Origin of the sequence: Achromobacter sp. E1 (assembly GCF_037039475.1) — a bacterium.
Taxonomy (GTDB): Bacteria; Pseudomonadota; Gammaproteobacteria; order Burkholderiales; family Burkholderiaceae_B; genus Achromobacter; species Achromobacter mucicolens.
This window is the reverse complement of record NZ_CP146253.1, coordinates 1-18,412: the sequence shown is the minus strand read 5'-3', so window position 1 is coordinate 18,412 and position 18,412 is coordinate 1. Positions and strand designations below refer to the sequence as shown.

General features: G+C 65.3%; 17 protein-coding genes. 3 read left to right on the top strand and 14 right to left on the bottom strand.

What is annotated here, in order from left to right; genetic code table 11:
• Window positions 1-12: 12 nt before the first annotated feature.
• The 3 genes from V6V88_RS00085 to V6V88_RS00075 are packed head-to-tail and all read right to left on the bottom strand — an operon-like array spanning window position 13 to window position 2,792.
• On the bottom strand, window positions 13-807 hold the full coding sequence (locus V6V88_RS00085) for an ABC transporter permease (protein ID WP_223573761.1): 795 nt from the start codon (window positions 805-807) through the stop codon (window positions 13-15).
• A gap of 19 nt (window positions 808-826) precedes the next feature.
• Complete coding sequence (locus V6V88_RS00080; RefSeq protein ID WP_280004113.1) at window positions 827-1,717, bottom strand: ABC transporter permease; 891 nt, start codon at window positions 1,715-1,717, stop codon at window positions 827-829.
• A 1-nt stretch (window position 1,718) separates the two neighbouring features.
• Window positions 1,719-2,792: an ABC transporter ATP-binding protein gene (locus V6V88_RS00075; RefSeq protein WP_062839312.1), complete on the bottom strand. Its 1,074-nt coding sequence runs from the start codon at window positions 2,790-2,792 to the stop codon at window positions 1,719-1,721.
• Window positions 2,793-3,001: 209 nt separating this feature from the next.
• Here V6V88_RS00075 and V6V88_RS00070 point away from each other — a divergent pair, with 209 nt between their 5' ends.
• Complete coding sequence (locus V6V88_RS00070; RefSeq protein ID WP_062839311.1) at window positions 3,002-3,844, top strand: IclR family transcriptional regulator; 843 nt, start codon at window positions 3,002-3,004, stop codon at window positions 3,842-3,844.
• A 73-nt stretch (window positions 3,845-3,917) separates the two neighbouring features.
• Here the strand turns inward: V6V88_RS00070 and V6V88_RS00065 are convergent, their stop codons facing one another.
• Both V6V88_RS00065 and V6V88_RS00060 read right to left on the bottom strand, forming a co-directional pair.
• Window positions 3,918-5,081: an alpha-hydroxy acid oxidase gene (locus V6V88_RS00065; RefSeq protein WP_056327655.1), complete on the bottom strand. Its 1,164-nt coding sequence runs from the start codon at window positions 5,079-5,081 to the stop codon at window positions 3,918-3,920.
• Window positions 5,082-5,206: 125 nt separating this feature from the next.
• Window positions 5,207-6,103 (bottom strand): phytanoyl-CoA dioxygenase family protein, encoded by an 897-nt coding sequence (locus V6V88_RS00060; protein WP_180099921.1) that lies wholly within the window; start codon window positions 6,101-6,103, stop codon window positions 5,207-5,209.
• Window positions 6,104-6,267: 164 nt separating this feature from the next.
• On the opposite strand from V6V88_RS00060, the gene V6V88_RS00055 reads away from it, so the two are divergent.
• Window positions 6,268-6,564 (top strand): acylphosphatase, encoded by a 297-nt coding sequence (locus V6V88_RS00055; RefSeq protein WP_056327653.1) that lies wholly within the window; start codon window positions 6,268-6,270, stop codon window positions 6,562-6,564.
• Window positions 6,565-6,634: 70 nt separating this feature from the next.
• Here V6V88_RS00055 and V6V88_RS00050 read toward each other — a convergent pair whose 3' ends face one another.
• The 6 genes from V6V88_RS00050 to V6V88_RS00025 all read right to left on the bottom strand — a co-directional run bounded on the left by V6V88_RS00050 (window position 6,635) and on the right by V6V88_RS00025 (window position 11,892).
• A complete protein-coding gene (locus tag V6V88_RS00050) occupies window positions 6,635-7,543 on the bottom strand; it encodes an EamA family transporter (RefSeq protein ID WP_223573759.1) in 909 nt (302 codons plus the stop codon).
• A gap of 40 nt (window positions 7,544-7,583) precedes the next feature.
• Complete coding sequence (locus V6V88_RS00045) at window positions 7,584-8,642, bottom strand: GntG family PLP-dependent aldolase (protein WP_223573757.1); 1,059 nt, start codon at window positions 8,640-8,642, stop codon at window positions 7,584-7,586.
• A gap of 5 nt (window positions 8,643-8,647) precedes the next feature.
• Window positions 8,648-9,382, bottom strand: a complete 735-nt coding sequence (locus V6V88_RS00040; protein ID WP_056327650.1) for an amino acid ABC transporter ATP-binding protein — start codon at window positions 9,380-9,382, stop codon at window positions 8,648-8,650.
• Window positions 9,383-9,434: 52 nt separating this feature from the next.
• The gene (locus V6V88_RS00035; protein ID WP_056327649.1) at window positions 9,435-10,124 is read right to left on the bottom strand and encodes an ABC transporter permease subunit; all 690 of its coding nucleotides are present in this window, start codon (window positions 10,122-10,124) and stop codon (window positions 9,435-9,437) included.
• 1 nt (window position 10,125) lies between these two features.
• A complete protein-coding gene (locus V6V88_RS00030) occupies window positions 10,126-10,890 on the bottom strand; it encodes an amino acid ABC transporter permease (RefSeq protein ID WP_062839307.1) in 765 nt (254 codons plus the stop codon).
• A gap of 90 nt (window positions 10,891-10,980) precedes the next feature.
• Entirely contained in the window at window positions 10,981-11,892 is a 912-nt protein-coding gene (locus tag V6V88_RS00025) for an amino acid ABC transporter substrate-binding protein (protein ID WP_338617132.1), read from the bottom strand.
• A 171-nt stretch (window positions 11,893-12,063) separates the two neighbouring features.
• Between V6V88_RS00025 and V6V88_RS00020 the strand changes: the two genes are divergently transcribed.
• Window positions 12,064-12,996 (top strand): LysR substrate-binding domain-containing protein, encoded by a 933-nt coding sequence (locus tag V6V88_RS00020; RefSeq protein ID WP_062839305.1) that lies wholly within the window; start codon window positions 12,064-12,066, stop codon window positions 12,994-12,996.
• A gap of 298 nt (window positions 12,997-13,294) precedes the next feature.
• On the opposite strand, the gene gyrB is transcribed toward V6V88_RS00020, so the two are convergent.
• The 3 genes from gyrB to dnaA all read right to left on the bottom strand — a co-directional run bounded on the left by gyrB (window position 13,295) and on the right by dnaA (window position 18,412).
• Window positions 13,295-15,742, bottom strand: a complete 2,448-nt coding sequence (gene gyrB / locus V6V88_RS00015; protein WP_338617130.1) for a DNA topoisomerase (ATP-hydrolyzing) subunit B — start codon at window positions 15,740-15,742, stop codon at window positions 13,295-13,297.
• Window positions 15,743-15,839: 97 nt separating this feature from the next.
• On the bottom strand, window positions 15,840-16,949 hold the full coding sequence (dnaN, locus tag V6V88_RS00010) for a DNA polymerase III subunit beta (protein WP_056327779.1): 1,110 nt from the start codon (window positions 16,947-16,949) through the stop codon (window positions 15,840-15,842).
• 2 nt (window positions 16,950-16,951) lie between these two features.
• Entirely contained in the window at window positions 16,952-18,412 is a 1,461-nt protein-coding gene (gene dnaA / locus V6V88_RS00005) for a chromosomal replication initiator protein DnaA (RefSeq protein WP_152383045.1), read from the bottom strand.

Below are 18,412 nucleotides of genomic sequence, written 5' to 3'. Positions count from 1 at the left end.
TCGGCAGCGATTTCATTTCTGGCCCACCAGGACGCGGTCCAGTCCGTACACCCGATCCAGCAGCAGCATGGTCACGGCCGTCAGCGCGATCACCAGCGCGGACACGGCGGCCATCATGGGATCGATGGATTCGGTGGCGTACATGTACATGCGCACCGGCAACGTGATGGTCGACGGCGCGGTGATGAACACCGACATGGTCAGTTCGTCGAAGCTGTTGATGAACGCCAGCAGCCAGCCGCCAGAGACGCCGGGGATGATGAGCGGCAACGTGACCAGGAAGAACACCTTGGCGCGGCTGGCGCCCAGCGACAGCGCGGCATGCTCGATGGACCGGTCAAAGCCCACTAGCGCGCCGATCACCAGGCGCATGACGTATGGCGTGATGACGACCACGTGGCTGGCGACCAGCCACGGAAAGCTGCCGGCCATGCCCATCAGCGCAAAGAAACGCAAGAGCGCCACGCCCAGCACTAGGTGCGGGATCATCAGCGGCGACAGAAACAGGCCGTTGAGCACGTCGCGCCCCGGAAAGCGGTAGCGCGTGATGGCGATGGCCGCAGGCACGGCCAGGCACACGGCAATGCTGGCCGACAGGAACGCCAGCCACAGGCTGTTCTTGAACGCCTGCATGAAGTTGGGATGATCGAATACCGCGTAAAACCAGCGCAGCGAGAAGCTTGTGGTGGGCACGGTAAGCGTCGAGTCCGGCGTGAACGCCACCAGGCACACGATGACCAGCGGCGCCAGCACGAAGGCCACCACCAGGAAGTTGAACGCCAGCGCGAAAGGACCATTCTTCTGCATGTTGGATTCCTTGCGCGGCTCAGCCCAGGCTGCGGCGGTAAGAGCGTTCGACGACGCGGTTGTACGCCATCATGACGATCACGTTCACGATCAGCAGCACGATCGCGATGGCCGCGCCCAGCGGCCAGTTCAGCTCGGTCAGGAACTCGTCGTACACGACGGTTGCCACCATCTTCAGGCGACGTCCGCCCAGCAGCGCGGGAATCGCAAACGAGCTGGCAGACAGGCCGAAGACGATGAGGCTGCCCGACAGGATGCCCGGCATGGCCTGCGGCAGCACGATGCGCGTGAGCGTCTGAAAGCGCGAGGCATTCAACGACAGCGCCGCATGCTCGACGGTGGGGTCCAGCTTCTGCAGCGACGTCCAGACGGGGATCACCATGAAGGGCAGCATGACGTGCACCAGGCCGATGATGACGGCGGTGGGCGTGTACAGCAGCGTTCCCAGTCCCAGCGCGGCGGCGGCCTTGCCCAGCGGTCCGCCCGGGCCCAGCAGCATGCTCCAGCCGAACGCGCGCACCACCAGCGAGATCAGCAGCGGCGACAGCACCACCAGAAGGAAGATCGAGCGCCAGGGCTTGCCCATGCGCGAGAGGATGTAGGCTTCGGGCGCGCCGATCAGCACGCAGATCAGCGCGGTGACGCCGGCGATCCAGAAAGTGCGCCAGAAGATCTCGATGAAATAGCTGTCCGTGACCACGGCCAGGTAGTGTTCGAACGTGTGGCCGGGCTGGATGCCCGCGGCGTAATCGAACGGCCGGAAGGACAAGGCGAACGTCAGCGCCAGCGGCGTGAGCACCAGCGTCAGGAACACGAGCGCCAGCGGGATCGATCCCAGAATGGCGAGCAGGCCGTCGTTGCGCGGCTTGGGCAGGCTGGCGGCAGCGCCGCGTTGCGTGAGCGTCGCCATGTCAGTCCGCCGCCACCGCTGCGGCGGGCGCGCGCAGCACGCGCAGCACGCCGTCCGCCCAGTCCAGCCCGATGGCTTCGCCGTCGTCGTGCGGACGGCGGCCGTCGTTGGGCGTCAGGATGGTCAACGCCCCCACGGGCGAATCCAGGTCGTACATCCACTGGCTGCCCAGGAAGTAGCGCGTGTTGACCACACAGGCAAGCTTGCCTTGCCCGGACGGCACCGGCACCAGCTTTTCGGGCCGCAGCGACAACTGCACGCTGTCGCCGTGGCGCAGGCCTTCGCCGTCGACCAGGAGACTCAACGCGCCGGTCTGGACTTCTGCCTGCGCGCCGCAGCGCGTCACGCGCCCGGCGAGCAGATTGGTCTTGCCCACGAAGCGCGAGATGAACTCGGTTTGCGGGTGCTCGTACATGCGATAGGGCGCGTCCACCTGCGTGGCGCGGCCGTCCTGCATGACCACGACGCGATCGCTGATGGACAGGGCTTCGGCCTGGTCGTGCGTGACCATGACGGTCGTGGTGCCGATCTTGCGCTGGATGCTGCGCAGTTCAAACTGCATGTCCTCGCGCAGCTTGGCATCCAAATTGGACAGCGGCTCGTCCAGCAGCAGAACGGGCGGGCGGATCACCAGCGCGCGCGCCAGCGCCACGCGTTGCCGCTGGCCGCCCGACAGTTCGCGCGGGAACCGGTCCGCATGCTTGTCCAGCTTGACCAGCGCCAGCGCCTCGCGCACGCGGTCCTGGCGCTCGGCGCGTTCGACCTTGCGCATCTTCAGGCCGAAGGCGACGTTGTCGGTCACGGTCAGGTGCGGGAACAGCGCATAGCTCTGGAAGACGATGCCCAGGCCGCGCGTGTTGGGTTTGGCGTGCGTGATGTCGCGCCCGTCCAGCGTGATCGTGCCGCAGGTCACGTCGGCAAAGCCTGCAATCATCTGCAGCGTGGTGGTCTTGCCGCAGCCGGAGGGGCCAAGCAGGGAGACGAACTCGCCCTTGTCGACCGACAGGTTCAGGTCCGAGACGACACGCAGGTCGCCATAGTTCTTGGAGACGTTGTCCAGCCGCAGAAATGCCATGTTCCACACCCCGTGACCCATCCGGGCCTTGCGCCGCCGGGGAGTTTGACTTCACCCCAGCTGCTTGATCGATGGGGGCAGTCTAGGAGCCGCAAAAATGCAGGGCAATTAGGGTTTTCCGAAGAATCGAATTTTTTATCTAATAATTCCGTTAGACTGAATTTCTTGATAAAAATGCATCTGACTATTTTGATTGTCGGAACTGAAGAATGAAGAAATCAGAAGCTTCGGAGGATTCCGCAGGCCAGGGCGTGCTGCAGCGGGCATTCGCGGTGCTGCGCGTGCTGGCCGACGCCAAGGGCGAAAAGCTGCGCCTGACGGATATCGCCGCCCGCACGGGGCAGGCGCAGGCCACGGTGCATCGGGTGCTGCAAGGGCTCATGCAGGAGGGCGTGGTGGAGCAGCCGGCGCAAAGCAAGGGGTATCAGCTCAGCGTCGCCTTCTTTTCGCTGGCCGCGGCCGCCGGCACCCACCAGTCCAGCCTTCGCACCCTGTACCGCCCCGCCATGCTGCGGCTGTCCGGCATGCTCAACGACACCATTTTTCTGCTGGTGCGCAGCGGCTTTGACGCCGTCTGCGTCGACCGCGTGGATGGCGCATTTCCGGTGCGCTCGCACACGGGCGACATCGGCGGGCGCGTGCCGCTCGGCATGGGACAGGGCGGCCTGGTGCTGCTGGCCAGCCTGCCCGAGGCCGAGCGCGAAGAGGTCATGCGCTTTAACATTCCGCGCCTGCATCATCTGGGCTTCGTGGACGAGATCTCGATGCGCGTGCGCATCAAGGAATGCCAGGAACTGCGCTACGCGCGCAGCCAGGGCCAGGGCGTGTTTCCCAACATCGCGGGGCTGGCCGTGCCGGTCTACGACCCCAACGGCGTCACGGTCGCGGCGCTGAGCGTGGCCGCGCCCATCGAACGCATCAGCGATGAACGCCTGCCGCTGATCGTGGAAATGCTGCGGCGCGAGGCCGACGCGGTGGGCGCGCAGATCAATCCCTTCGATCCGGCGCTGCGCCGGCCCAGCCAGTTTCTGGGCACCGGCAACGGGGCGTAGCCAGCGCCGGCATCGGCGCATAAAAAAACCCGGACACGCTGGCGGTCCGGGTTGTTGTCATGCGCGTCTGCAATCAGGTCGGGTACGTGCCCGGCAGCAGGATGCTGCGGTCGCCCGGCTCGATCGTACGGCGGCCGCACAGCGCCATCGTCGTGTCCATTTCCTTGTACAGGATCTCCAGCACGCGGGTCACGCCGGCCTGGCCATACGCGCCCAGGCCATACAGGAAGGCGCGGCCGATCATCGTGCCGCGTGCGCCCAGCGCCACGGCCTTCAGGATGTCCTGGCCGGAGCGGATGCCGCCGTCCATCCACACCTCGATCTTCGAACCCACGGCATCGGCAATCGCGGGCAAGGCGGCGATGGACGACATGGCGCCGTCCAGCTGGCGTCCGCCGTGATTGCTGACGATGAGCGCGTCGGCGCCGCTGTTGGCGGCGAGCTGCGCGTCTTCGACGTCAAGAATGCCCTTGATGATGAGCTTGCCGCCCCAACGCTGCTTGATCCATTCCACGTCGTCCCAGCTCAGGCGCGGATCGAATTGCTCGGCCGTCCACGACGACAGCGACGACAGGTCGCTCACGCCCTTGGCGTGGCCGACGATGTTGCCGAAGGTGCGGCGCTTGGTGCCCAGCATGCCCATGCACCAGCGCGGCTTGGTCGCCAGGTTGATGAGGTTGCGCAGCGTGGGCTTGGGCGGCGTCGACAGGCCATTCTTGATGTCCTTGTGGCGCTGGCCCAGGATCTGCAGGTCCAGCGTCAGCACCAGCGCCGAGCAGCCGGCGGCCTTGGCGCGGTCGATCAGGTTGCCGACGAACTCGCGGTCGCGCATCACGTACAGCTGGAACCAGAACGGCTTGCCAGTGGCCTGCGCCACGTCTTCCAGCGAGCAGATGCTCATCGTGGACAGCGTGAAGGGCACGCCGAAATCGGCGGCGGCCTTGGCAGCCAGGATCTCGCCGTCGGCGTGCTGCATGCCGGTCAGGCCGGTGGGAGAAATCGCCAGCGGCATCACCACATCCTGGCCCACCATCGTGGTGCGCAGCGACCGGCCTTCCATGTTCACCGCCACGCGCTGGCGCAGCTTGATCTTGTGAAAGTCGCTTTCATTCGCGCGGTAGGTGCCTTCTGTCCAGGCGCCGGAATCGGCGTAGTCATAGAACATGCGCGGCACGCGCTTCTGCGCGACGACGCGCAAATCTTCGATGCAGGTGATCGTAGAAAGGTTAGCGGTCATAGTGTCTGTGGAGTGATAGGGGGGCGCCAGCGCCGCCCAGTATACGCGCCGAGGCCGGCAAGCGTCGCTTGCCGGCCCCGTTCGCCCCCCTGCGCAAAGACTCTACGGTCCCTGCACGCCCAGCCTTAGCGCGGCCACACCTTGGTGACCGCGCGGATGGTCGCCCATGCGACCCAGCGCGGGCTGGTCAGCCGCGCGCCTGGCAGCCGGCGCATCACGTCCACCGCCAGCCCGCCGCGCTTGTGCCATTGCTTCTTGCGCGTCTGGCTGTCGGTCCAGCGGCCCTCCAGCCATGGGAATTCGCGGCGCCCGGGCTTATAGACCGGCGGCGTGTTGTAGATCAGGATGTACGCCAGCCGCGGCGTCTGCGAGGTGTTGGGCCCCGTGAAGTGCAGCGTGCGCGCGTCGTGCACCGTGATGCCGCCCGGATCGAGCGGCTCGGCCACGGCCTGTTCGCGCGGAAAATCGCCGCAGCATTCCAGCGGATGCAGGCTCTTGTCGCCCCCCGGCGATCGGTGCTCCAGCACGTCCCATTTGTTCGAACCCGGCAGGAACTGCATGCAGCCGTTCTCGATGGTGGCCGGCTGCAGCGCCAGCCAGATGCTCAATTCGTTGTAGACGAAGTCCGGCGAACGGAACGCTTCGTCCTGGTGCCACGGCGTCTCTGGTCCGTGCGGGCCGGGCTTGAGCAACGCATGCTCGCCATAGAGCGCCGCCTGCGGGCCCAACAGCTGCCGCGCCAGTTCCAGCGTGCGTTCGTGGTAAACCGTCTTCAACAGGCCCGGGGCATAATGGCGCGGATCGTGCAGACTGGGAAACTTGGCGGGCTTGGTCGGGTCGTCGCGGCTGACGAAGTCATACTGCGCGCCCTCGTTGTAACCCGTCTTGTTCGCGAACAAGTCCAGCAGCGTCCTGCGGATGTAGCCGACCTCATCCTGAGGGCACATGTCCTTCAAGGCCAGGTAACCCTGATCCCTGTAGCGCGCTGTCTCGGCATCCGACAACAAACTGGTCTCTTCCATAATGGCTTCTCCAAGCTCTTGGTAATGGGTATTTCTAAGCTGGCACGTTTTGACATGTGCTCTAACGTATCGCTTCGAAGCCCGCCGGGCCTATAGACCATCCGCTGTAGCCGATTCCGCCTACGTATCTCGTGCGTGGCGGCGCATCATCCGAAGGAAAAACCATGCAAGACCCTAAGGCCGATTCCCATATCGAAACCGTCCACGTCACCGTCAGCGGCACGGTCCAAGGCGTGGGATACCGTCACGCGACGGTGAGGCGCGCCCACATGCTGGGCGCGAAGGGTTGGGTGCAGAACATGCTGGACGGCACGGTCGAGGCGCTGGTTCAGGGCACGCCCGACCAGGTGGACCATATGCTGGAATGGCTGCGGCGTGGTCCGCCCGGCGCGTCCGTGCAGGAAATCATCACGCGACGGGAGTACACCGATAAGCGTTACATCCGCTTCGAGCAACTTTGATCGTCGCCGCCCTAGCCGGCACGATGTAATCCGGCCGGACGAGACGGCCACGCCGCAAGGGCTGACGGCGTCAGCGCGAGCGCATCCAGCGCCCGCCGACCTGATTGATGACCAGCCCGGCCAGCACGCAGGCAGCGCCCAGCCATTGCAGCGGTTGCAGGCGCTCGCCGAAGGCCATGGACGCGGCCCACAGCCCCACCACCGGCACCAGCAGCGAGAACGGCGCAACCTTTGCGGCGGGGTGCCGCGACAGCAGCTGCGTCCACAACGTGTAGGCCAGCAGGGTCGCCAGCACCGCCAGGTACAGCACCGATAGTGCCTCGCCCCAGCCGATGCCGGTCACCATGCCCACCACCGGCTCCCAGCCGTCGATCAGCACGGCCAGCGCCAGGAAGGGCAGCACCGGCGCGGCGCTGCTCCAGGCAATGAATGCGAAGGGGTCGTAGCCGGGCGCCTTGCGGCTGGCCAGCCGCACGATCATGTTCGACACCGCCCACATGAACGCGGCGCCAAGCGTCAGCACAAAGCCCAGCATCGTCATCTGCCCGGGCCCTTCGCCGCGCCCCCCGGCAATGACGGCCAGACCCATCGCCGCCACGCCAAGACCGAACCAGTGATGCCCGCGCGCCCGTTCATGCAGGACCGGCGCGGCCAGCAGCAACGTGAAGAACGCCTGGGTCTGGATGACGAGCGAGGCCATGCCCGCCGGCATGCCGAAATTGAGCGCTGTAAACAGCAGGCCAAACTGGCCCAGCCCCTGGACCAGCCCGTAGGCCGCGACCCAGTACCACGGCAGCCGCGGCATGCGCACGAAAAGGATCAGGGGGAAGGCCGCCAGCGCGAATCGCAACGCGCCCAGCATCATGGGAGACAGGCCCCGCATGCCGACCTTCATGACGACGAAATTCAGGCCCCAGATGACCACCACCGCAAGGGCGCAGAAATAGTCTTTTCGGGAAAGATGAGTGGGGGTCGACATGCGGGGCATTATCGCATCGCCCACCCCAAAGCCGGCTGAATCAGCGCGCGTCCACCACCGCGGCAAACGCCTGGACGGCCGCATCGATATCGGCATCGCCGATATGCCGATGCGTGACGCAACGCAGCCGCGTGCGGCCCCAGGGGCGCGTCAGCACACCTTGCGCCTGCAGGGCCGAGACCCACTGCGCGTTGGTCATGCCGGTATCCGCGGTCTCGACCTGGACGATGTTGGTCTGCGGCACCGTCGCCGTCAGCGCCGGGGCCAGTTTGTTGATGCCGTCGCTCAGTCGGCGCGCCCGCACGTGGTCTTCGGCCAGCCGGCCGCTCATGTGCTGCACGCCCTCCAGGCCCGCGGCGGCCATGATGCCGGATTGGCGCTGCGTGCCGCCCAGCATGCGGCGCAGCGAGCGCGCCTTGGCCACCACGGCCAGGCTGCCGGCCAGCACCGCGCCCACCGGCGCGCTCAGGCCTTTGGACAGGCACAGCGACACCGTGTCGGTGTGGCGGGTGATCTCGCTGGCCGGCACGCCCAGCGCCACGGCCGCGTTGAACAGCCGCGCCCCGTCCAGGTGCACCGGCACGCCGCCCGCGCGCGCCATGCCGTACACAGCCTGCATGTGGTCCAGCGGCAGCACGGTGCCGCCCGCGTTGTTGTGGGACGTCTCCATCGCCACCAGCGCGGTCTTGAGCCGGTGCCCGCCGGTCAGCAGGGCGTCCTCGAGCCGGTTCAGGTCCATCGCGCCCGCGGTGCCCGGCACGCCTTGATAGAACAATCCCGTGAACGTGGCCGCGCCGCGTTCGGACGTGTACATGTGGGCGGTCGATTCCAGCGCCACCTGCTCGCTGCGCTGCGTCTGCGCCAGCACGGCCAGCAGGTTGGCCATCGTGCAGCTCGGCACGAACAGGCCCGCTTCCTTGCCCAGGCTGGCCGCCACACAGGCTTCCAGCTCGCGCACGGTGGGGTCGCCGTCCAGGCCGTCATCGCCGATGGGGGCGGTGCGCATCCGCTCGTACATGGCCGCGGTCGGGTGGGTGACCGTGTCGCTGCGCAGATCGACGGGCGGTGGGGGAGGTTCGGCGGGGGTCCGCTGGGTCATGGCGTTCAGTGCTGCAGAATTTTGGAAAGAAACTGGCGCGTGCGCGGGGCACGTTCCTCGACGTTGCCGAAGAACTGCTCCTTCTGGCAGTCCTCGACGATCTTGCCGCCGTCCATGAAAATCACACGGTCGGCGACGCGGCGCGCGAATCCCATCTCGTGGGTCACCACCATCATGGTCATGCCTTCGCCCGCCAGGTCGGTCATCACGTCCAGCACCTCGTTGACCATCTCCGGGTCCAGCGCCGACGTGGGTTCGTCAAACAGCATCACGACCGGGTCCATAGACAGCGCGCGCGCAATCGCCACGCGCTGCTGCTGGCCGCCCGACAGTTCGCCGGGATGCTTGTCCTTGTGCGCCGACAGGCCCACGCGCTCGAGCAGGGCAAGCGCACGCTGGCGCGCTTCGTCCTTGCCGCGCTTGAGCACCTTGATCTGGCCCAGGCACAGGTTTTCGGTCACCGACAGGTGCGGGAACAGCTCGAAGTGCTGGAACACCATGCCGGCCACAGCGCGCAGCTTGGGCAGGTTGGTGCGAGGATCGCCCACGGACACGCCGTTGACCACGATCTCGCCCTTCTGGAAGGGCTCGAGCGCGTTCACGGTCTTGATGAGCGTCGACTTGCCCGATCCCGACGGACCGCACACCACCACGACCTCGCCGCGGCGCACCGTGGTCGAGCATTCGTCCAGCACCTGGAAGTCGCCGTACCACTTGCTGACCTGGCGGATCTCGATCATCGGAGGATTGGAAGAGAGTTGCATCGTTGAACCTGTGGATAACGTGGACGGCTCAGCGCAGCACGCGCGTGCGCTTTTCCAGATGCTTGACCAGACGCGATGCCGTGAAGCAAATCACGAAATACACCACCGCCACGAAGAGATAGAGTTCGACCAGACGCCCGTCGCGCTGGCCGATCTTGGACGCCGCGCCCAGAAAGTCGGTCAGCGACAGCACGTAGACCAGCGAGGTGTCCTGAAACAGGATGATGACGCGCGTGAGCAGCGCCGGCACCATGTTGCGCAGCGCCTGCGGCAGCACGACATACCGCATGCCTTGCCAATGGTTCAGGCCCAGCGCCATGCTGGCCGATACCTGGCCGCGTGCAATGGACTGGATCCCGGCGCGCATGATCTCGCAGAAGTACGCGGCCTCGAACAGCGTGAACGTGATCACCGCCGAATTGAACGCCCCCACGCGCAGCGGCGTGGGCGATCCCACGACCCATGCCGCGATGTACGGCATCAGGAAGTAGAACCAGAAGATCACCAAGAGAAGCGGGATCGACCGCATCACGTTCACGTAGATGCCCGCCGGCACCGACAGGATCTTGTAGCGCGACAGCCGCATCATCGCCAGAAGCGTGCCCAGCGCCAGCCCCATCACCGCCGCCAGCACGGTCAGGGTCAGCGTGAACGTCATGCCGGTCTGGAACAGGTACGGCAGCGCGCCCCAGATCACATCGAAATCGAACTTGCCCATGCTAGCGCCCCAATCCCGCAGGCGACTTTGCCGCCGTGCCGATCAGGCCGGGCACCGCCACGCGGCGCTCCAGCGTGCGCATCCCCAGCACGACGATGCCGTTCAGAATCAGGTAGATCACGGTCGCGGCCGAAAACGCCTCAAAGATGTGAAAGCTGAACTCCGCCATCGAGCGCGCCTGCCCGGTGAGTTCCAACAGGCCGATGGTCAGCGCCACCGACGAATACTTGATCGTGCCCATGAACTCGGAGGTCAGCGGCGGCAGCACGATGCGATAGGCCTCGGGCAGGATGATGTGGCGATAGACCTGCGCCTCGGTCAGCCCCAGCGCGGTCCCCGCCTGAAACTGGCCGCGCGGCAGCGACTGGATGCCGGCGCGCAATTGCTCGGCCACGCGCGCCGACCCGTAAAAACCCAGGCACAGCACCGCGGGCACGAACTGCCCCCACGGCTGGGGCATCTGCTTCATCGCCAGGCCCCATGCATGCGGCAGCAATTCGGGCAGCACGAAATACCACAGGAACATCTGCACCAGCAGCGGGATATTGCGAAACAGTTCCACGTAGGTGGCGCCGATGGCGTTCATCAGACGGGACTGCACCGTGCGCATCACGCCCAGCCAGGATCCCAGCAGCAGCGAAAACACCCACGCCGTCAATGCCAGCGCAAGCGTCCAGCCCACGCCGATCAGGATCGTCTCCAGGAAGGTATGCACGCCGTCCGGCGACATCTCCAGGAAGACGCTCCAACTCCAGTTGTAATTCATGCCCTCGCCCTTGATCGCGGCGCCGGTCGCTGCCGGCGTCCTTGCCCCTTCATGCGCCGCGGGCGCGCGCTGCGCCCCGCGGCATGCTGCTTACTCGTAGGCTTTGGGATCGCCCGAGTCGGTGGGGTTGGCCAACGCGCGCTTGAGCGCGTCGCTCATGGGGTACTTCAGGTTGATCTGCTTGGGCGGGATCGGCGAATTGAAGTACTTGTCGTATAGCGCGGCGACCTTGCCGGTCTTCATGAGATCGATCACGGCGTCGTCGACGACCTTCTTGAACTTCGGATCGTCCTTGGGCTGCATGATGCCGTAGGGCGCCATTTCCAGACCCTTCTTGCCGATCACGAAGGCATCCGGATTCTTGGACGACGCGACCGCGCCATAGGCGATGCCGTCGTCGTTGGCCGAACCGGCCGCGCGGCCCGATTCCACCATCAGGATGGTTTCGGCGGTGTCCTTGGTGGGCGCCATCGAAATGCCCAGGTTGTCCTGCGCATTCAGTTGCGAGATCAGCTTGAACGTCTGGCCGCCGGCCTGCGCCGCGATGGTCTTGCCGCGGAACGAGGACAGGTCATTGGGGTCCACGCCGCCGTCCTTGCGCGCCACCAGCACCACTTGCGCCACGAAGGTCGTGGGCGCGAACGACACCAGCTTGTGGCGCGCTTCGTTGTTGGTGGTGTTGCCGCATTCCAGATCGATCGTGCCGTTGGCCAGCAGCGGAATGCGCGTGGCCGACGTCGTCGGGTTGTAGCGCACTTCCAGCTTGGGCAGCTTCAGCGCCGCTTGCACGTACTTGGCGACTTCCTGGCAGATCTCGACCGTGTAGCCAATAGGCTTCTGATTGCCGTCCAGGTACGCGAACGGCACCGACGTCTCGGGGTGGCCGAGCGTGATGACGCCGGTTTCACGGATCTTGTCCAGACGGCTGGGACCTTCGGCATGAGCCGTCGCGGCGCTGCCCAAAAGGGTGGCGGCGACGGAGATCGCGGCTAGTGCTTTCATCTGATTCCCTTGGCGCCGTGCGTGCGGCGCGTGTTTATGTTCACGATCGGCGGATCCAGGCTTGCTGGTGACCGCCGCGTCCCGCGATGAGCCCCGCGGCTGGCAAAAAGTATCAACTAGCAGTATGGTTTTATCCAGTTCCAATCAAGTATTCCTCTATACGGATTTGACATGGCCATTCCCCGGATGGGCTTGCGACACATCGAGGCGTTCCGCGCCGTCATGATGACCGGTTCCATGACGGCAGCGGCCCGGCGAGTGCATACCTCGCAGCCGCACGTTAGCCGCTTAATTGCGCAATTGGAAGCCATCACCCAGTTTCCCTTGTTCGACCGCAACGGCAGCCGCCTCAGCCCCACCCAGGACGGGTCCCGCTTCTTTCAGGAGGTGGAAAAGACCTTCATCGGCCTGGCCGGCCTGGAATCGGCGGCGGCCAGCATCCGCTCGTTCAGCGCCAGCCGCCTGAGCGTGGCCGCCATGCCGCGCCTGGCGGGCGGCCTCTTGGCGCGCATCGTGGCCGCCTTCAAGACCGAGTACCCGGAAGTCATGGTGGCGATCCACTCGGGCAACGCCAGCACGGTCCACAACTGGATCAGTTCGGGCTTCTGCGACACCGGCCTGGCCATGCTGTCGGGCGAAACCCCCGGCATCCAGGTCGAACCCGTCCTCACGATGAGCTGCGTGGCCGTGCTGCCGCGCGGACACCGACTGGCCAAACTGAAAAAGCTCAAGCCCGCCGACTTCGCGGGCGAGCCCTTCATCGCCTTTCCCAGCGGCACGCCGCTGCGCGAAAAGATCGACGCCGTCTTCAAGTCCGCCAAGGTCGAACGCCACACGGTGGCCGAGGCCGGACTGGGTTCGTCGGTCTGCGCGCTGGTGGGCGCGGGCCTGGGCGTGGCGCTGATCAACCCGCTGGCCGCACGCGAGGAATACGAAGCCAACGGCGTGGAAGTCCGGCCCTTCAGCCCGGCGGTGCCGGTCACAGTGGCGCTGCTGTATCCGCCGTATCACACGCGCACCCGTCTGGTCAGCGTATTTTCACGCTACGCGCATCAGCTCATGCTGGAGGAAATGGGAGACCTGAAGGCGCGGCCGCCCAGGTAGAAGGGCGCTATGTCGGGACGCCAGGGGCAGGTAGGCCAGGTGACAGGTAGGCCAGGTGTCTGACACCCGCTGAGGCACTGCCGCAAACCCGCGATCATCTCCCCAGGGTGTCAGACACCGTTGCGGCAACTCTGCGCTGATAAGGTGTCTGACACCCGCTGAGACACCACCGCAAACCCGCGATCATCTCCCCAGGGTGTCAGACACCGTTGCGGCAACTCCGAAAAACTCCCGGGTCCACAAAACCAAAGGCCAGCCCTTTCGGGGCTGGCCTTCGGTGACCCAAGCAGGCGTGCGATCAGGCGTCGATGTTGCCCGCCGACAGCGCGTGCGTTTCGATGAAGTTGCGGCGCGGTTCGACGTCGTCGCCCATCAGCGTGGTGAAGACTTCGTCGGCCGCGATGGCGTCCTCGATCTGCACGCGCAGCAAGCGGCGCACCTTCGGGTCCATCGTGGTTTCCCACAGCTGCTCGGGGTTCATTTCACCCAGACCCTTGTAGCGCTGCTTGGAGATGCTGCGGTCGGCTTCGCTGCGCAGCCATTGCATGGCCTCGCGGAAGTCGGACACTGGCTGCTCCTTGCGCTTGTCGCCTTCGCCGCGAGCGGCCAGCGAGCGCGGACCGACCTTGCCCAGGAAGCTCTTGGCGGCCTTGGACAAGATGGCGTAATCCGAGCCATTGATGAAGTCGGCGTCGATGATGCTGACGCGCACGTTGCCGTGATGCATGCGCTGCACGGACAGGCGATGGCGTTCGGTGGCCTCGTCGAACTGCGGCACGACTTCGACGCCGTTGCCGTTGATGGGATCGCGCATGGCGTCGGCCAACCGCTTGGCGGAGTCCGCGGTGGATTCGGCCGTCTCCAGGTTGATCTCCACGCCTTCGGCCATGGCCGACAGCGCGCCCACGTCGAAGACGCGCGACAGGCGGGCGATGACGCCGTCGGCCGCCACGTACTGGCGGGCCAGGTCGCTCAGCTCTTCGCCGCGGATGATGTTGCCGCCCGAGATGATCTCGGCGTCCTTCAGGGCCAGCGTCAGCATGAACTGCGCTTCTTCCTGGTCATCCTTCAGATAGCGCTCTTCGCGGCCAACCTTGACCTTGTAGAGCGGCGGCTGGGCGATGTACACATAGCCGCGCTGCACCAGCTCGGGCATCTGCCGGTACAGCAGCGTGAGCAGCAGGGTGCGGATGTGCGCGCCGTCGACGTCCGCGTCGGTCATGATGATGAGGCGGTGGTAGCGCAGCTTGTCCACGTTGAAGTCCGGGCCGATGCTGGTGCCCAGCGCCGTGATCAGCGTGGCGATCTGTTCGCTGGCGATCAGGCGGTCAAAGCGCGCCTTCTCGACGTTCAGCACCTTGCCGCGCAGCGGCAGGATGGCCTGGAACTTGCGATCGCGGCCTTGCTTGGCCGAGCCGCCTGCGGAGTCGCCCTCGACGATGTACAGCTCGCACAGCGCGGGGTCCTTCTCCTGGCAGTCGGCCAGCTTGCCGGGCAGGCCGGCGCCTTCCAGCACGCTCTTGCGGCGCGTCATCTCGCGCGCCTTGCGCGCGGCTTCGCGGGCACGGGCGGCCTCGACGATCTTGTTGCACAGGGCCTTGGCGTCGTTCGGGTGTTCGAGCAGCCAGGTTTCCAGCGTGCGGGCCACGGCTTCTTCAACGGCCGGACGCACTTCGCTGGACACCAGCTTGTCCTTGGTCTGGCTGCTGAACTTGGGCTCGGGCACCTTCACCGACAGCACGCAGGCCAGGCCTTCGCGCATGTCGTCGCCGGACGTCTCGACCTTGGCCTTCTTGGCCAGTTCGTTGTCGGTTATGTATTTGTTGATGATGCGCGTCATCGCGGCGCGCAGGCCGGTCAGGTGCGAACCGCCGTCGCGCTGCGGGATGTTGTTGGTAAAGCACAGCACGCTTTCGCTGTAGCTGTCGTTCCACTGCATCGCCACTTCCACGCCCACCGGCACGCCGCCGGCCGCCGATTCCGTGGTGACCGAAAACACGTTCGGATGCAGCACGGTCTTGGCGCGGTTGATGTATTCGACGAAACCCTTCACGCCGCCCGAGAAGGCGAAGTTCTCTTCCTTGCCCTGGCGCTGGTCGATCAGGCGGATCTTGACGCCGTTGTTCAGGAACGAGAGCTCGCGCAGGCGCTTGGAGAGGATCTCGTAGTGGTATTCGATGTTGTTGAAGATGATCGGATCGGCCAAAAAGCGCACTTCGGTGCCGCGCTTGTCGGTCGTGCCGGTCACGGCCAGGGGCGCCACGCGCTCGCCCTGGCGGAATTCCATCTGGTGCACCTGGCCGTTGCGGCGGATGGTGAGACGCAGCCATTCGGACAGTGCGTTCACGCAGGACACGCCCACGCCGTGCAGGCCGCCGGACACCTTGTACGAGTTCTGGTCGAACTTGCCGCCGGCGTGCAGTTCGGTCATGACGATTTCGGCCGCGCTGCGGTGGAATTCGTCGTCCTTGTGGATATCGGTCGGGATGCCGCGGCCGTTGTCCGTGACGGAGATGGAATTGTCGGTGTGGATGGTTACGACGATGTCGTCGCAATAGCCGGCCAGGGCTTCGTCGATGGCGTTATCGACGACCTCAAACACCATGTGGTGCAGGCCCGTGCCGTCGGACGTGTCGCCGATGTACATGCCGGGGCGCTTGCGCACGGCCTCCAGCCCCTTGAGCATCTTGATCGAGTCAGCGCCGTAGCCGCTGGTCTCGGGAGTGGTGTTCTGCTGATCTGACATGTCTGTATCGATAACGCTTTAAAGAACGGCCTGGCGGCCGGACCGCCCGCGGACCAACCGGTCCGCAAGCGGCACAAACCCACGGGGGGAGTGCGGATCAGATCCGCATGGGCATGACGACGTACTTGAACTGGTCGTCTTCGGGCAGGGTGATGAGCGCCGACGCGTTGGCATCGGGCATGACCGACCACTGGATGTTGTCGACCTTCACGTTGGACAGCACGTCGAGCAGATAGCCGACGTTAAAGCCCACGTCCAGCGCTTCATGGCTGTAGTCGATGTCGATTTCTTCCTGCGCCTCTTCCTGCTCGGCGTTCGAGGACGAGATCTTCATCTGGTTCTGCGCCAGTTGCAGGCGCACGCCCTTGAACTTGTCCGTGGTCAGGATGGCGGCGCGCTGCAGGCTGCCCTGAAGCGCTTCGCGGCCGACGAGGAAATGGCGCGTGTAGTTCGTGGGAATCACGCGCGTGAAATCGGGGAACTTGCCTTCGACCAGCTTGGAGACCAGCTCGACGTCGCCGAAACGGAAACGGATCTGGCCCGGCGCCACGTCGATGGAGACGGTCTCGTCGGAGTCCTCCAGCAGGCGCTGCATTTCCAGCACGGTCTTGCGCGGCACGATGACTTCGTGGCGCTCGGCGATGCCGTCGGCTTCGGTCGAGCAGTGCGCCAGGCGGTGACCGTCGGTGGCCACGGCGCGCACGCGGCCCGGTTCAAACACCAGCAGCATGCCGTTCAGGTAGTAGCGGATGTCCTGCTGGGCCATGGCGAAATGCACCATGTTGAACAGGTGGCGCAGGGTGCGCTGCGGCATGGTCAGCGACACGTCCCACTGCTCGGGCTGAGCGACGGTGGGGAATTCGCTGGCGGCCAGCGTCTGCAGCGCAAAGCGGCTCTTGGCGGACTGCACCGACAGCTTGTTGCTGGCCAGGGCCAGGCGCACGTCGCCGGTATCGGGCAGGGCTTTCAGGATGTCCAGCAGCTTGCGCGCGGCCACCGTGGTGGACTCGTTGTCCTGGCCGACACCAAAGTCGGCGTGCGTGGTGATCTGCACTTCCAGGTCGGTCGCAATGAAGGCAACCTTGTTGCCTTCCTTGCGCATCAGGATGTTCGCAAGAATGGGCAGGGTATGGCGTCTTTCGACGATGCCCGCCACAGTCGACAGCGGTTTCAGCAATGCATCGCGTGTGGTTTGTACGAGTTGCATGTTCATCCTTTTAGAGTTTGTTCCAACACGTGCAGGGTATGGTTGAGCTCCGCTTGCTTGGCGCGGGCATCGGAAATCTTGCGAACGGCGTGCAGCACCGTGGTGTGATCACGGCCGCCGAATAAATCGCCGATTTCCGGCAGGCTTTTCTGGGTCAGCTCCTTGGCCAGGTACATCGCGACCTGGCGCGGCAAGGCGATATTGGCCGGCCGGCGTTTCGAGTACATGTCGGCGACCTTGATCTTGTAGAAGTCCGCCACCGTCTTCTGGATGTTTTCGACGGTGATCTGGCCGTTGGACACCGACAGCAGATCCTTCAGCGCTTCCTTGCAGACATCGACCGTCAGCACGTCGCGGCCGTGGAAACGCGCATAGGCAAGCACCTTGCGCAGCGCGCCTTCCAGTTCGCGCACGTTGCTGCGCAGATGCTTGGCGATGAAGAACGCCACTTCCTCGGGCATGGGCACGCCTTCGGACTCGGCCTTGCGCAGCAGAATCGCCACGCGCATCTCCAGCTCCGGCGGCTCGATGGCCACCGTCAGGCCCGAGTCGAAGCGCGAAATCAGGCGGCTGTCGATGCCCGACAGCTCCTTTGGATACGTATCGCTGGTGATGATGATCTGCTTGCGCTGCGCAACCATTGCCTCGAACGCGTAGAAGAATTCTTCCTGCGTGCGGTTCTTGCCGGAGAAGAACTGGATATCGTCGATCAGCAGCAGATCGAGCGAATGGTAGTAACGCTTGAAGTCGTCGAACGCCTTGCGCTGGTAGGCCTTCACCACGTCGGACACGTACTGGTCCGCATGCACGTAGCGCACGCGCACCCCGGTGCCCGCCGCGACCATGGCGTTGCCGATGGCGTGGATCAGGTGGGTCTTGCCCAGGCCGACGCCGCCATACAGGAACAGCGGGTTGTACGAGGTGCCCGGGTTTTCAGCGACCTGCAGCGCGGCGGCGCGCGCGAGCTGGTTGGCCTTGCCGGTCACGAAGTTCTCGAACGTGAGGTCGGTGTTCAGGCGCGACCGCTCGTACACGATGTTGGCGGCGTCCGCGTTCACGGCCTGCGCAGCCGCGGTCGTGGCGGGCGCCGGCGGCGCGGTCGTCACGGTGACGGTCACAGGCGGCGCAGCGCCGGAGGGAGGAGCAGCGGACAGGTGCGGTTGCTGGGCGGGCTGCTGGGCGCGCACGGGCGCAACCGGCATGCGCGGCGCGGCGCCGTGCGAAGGCAGCTCGAACAGAACCTGCACCGGACGCTTGAACCACTCCGCGGCCAACGCTTCGATCTGGTGGGAAAAGTTCTTGCGCACCCAGTCCAGCTTGAAGCGGTTGGGCGCGGCAACGCGCAGCACCGCCTGCGTTTCGTCGTACGCAAGCGGGACCAGCGGTCGTATCCACGCGCTGATTTGTTGGGGGGGGAGTTCCTGCTCAAGACGACTGACGCAGGTCTGCCAGAATTCTTTCAT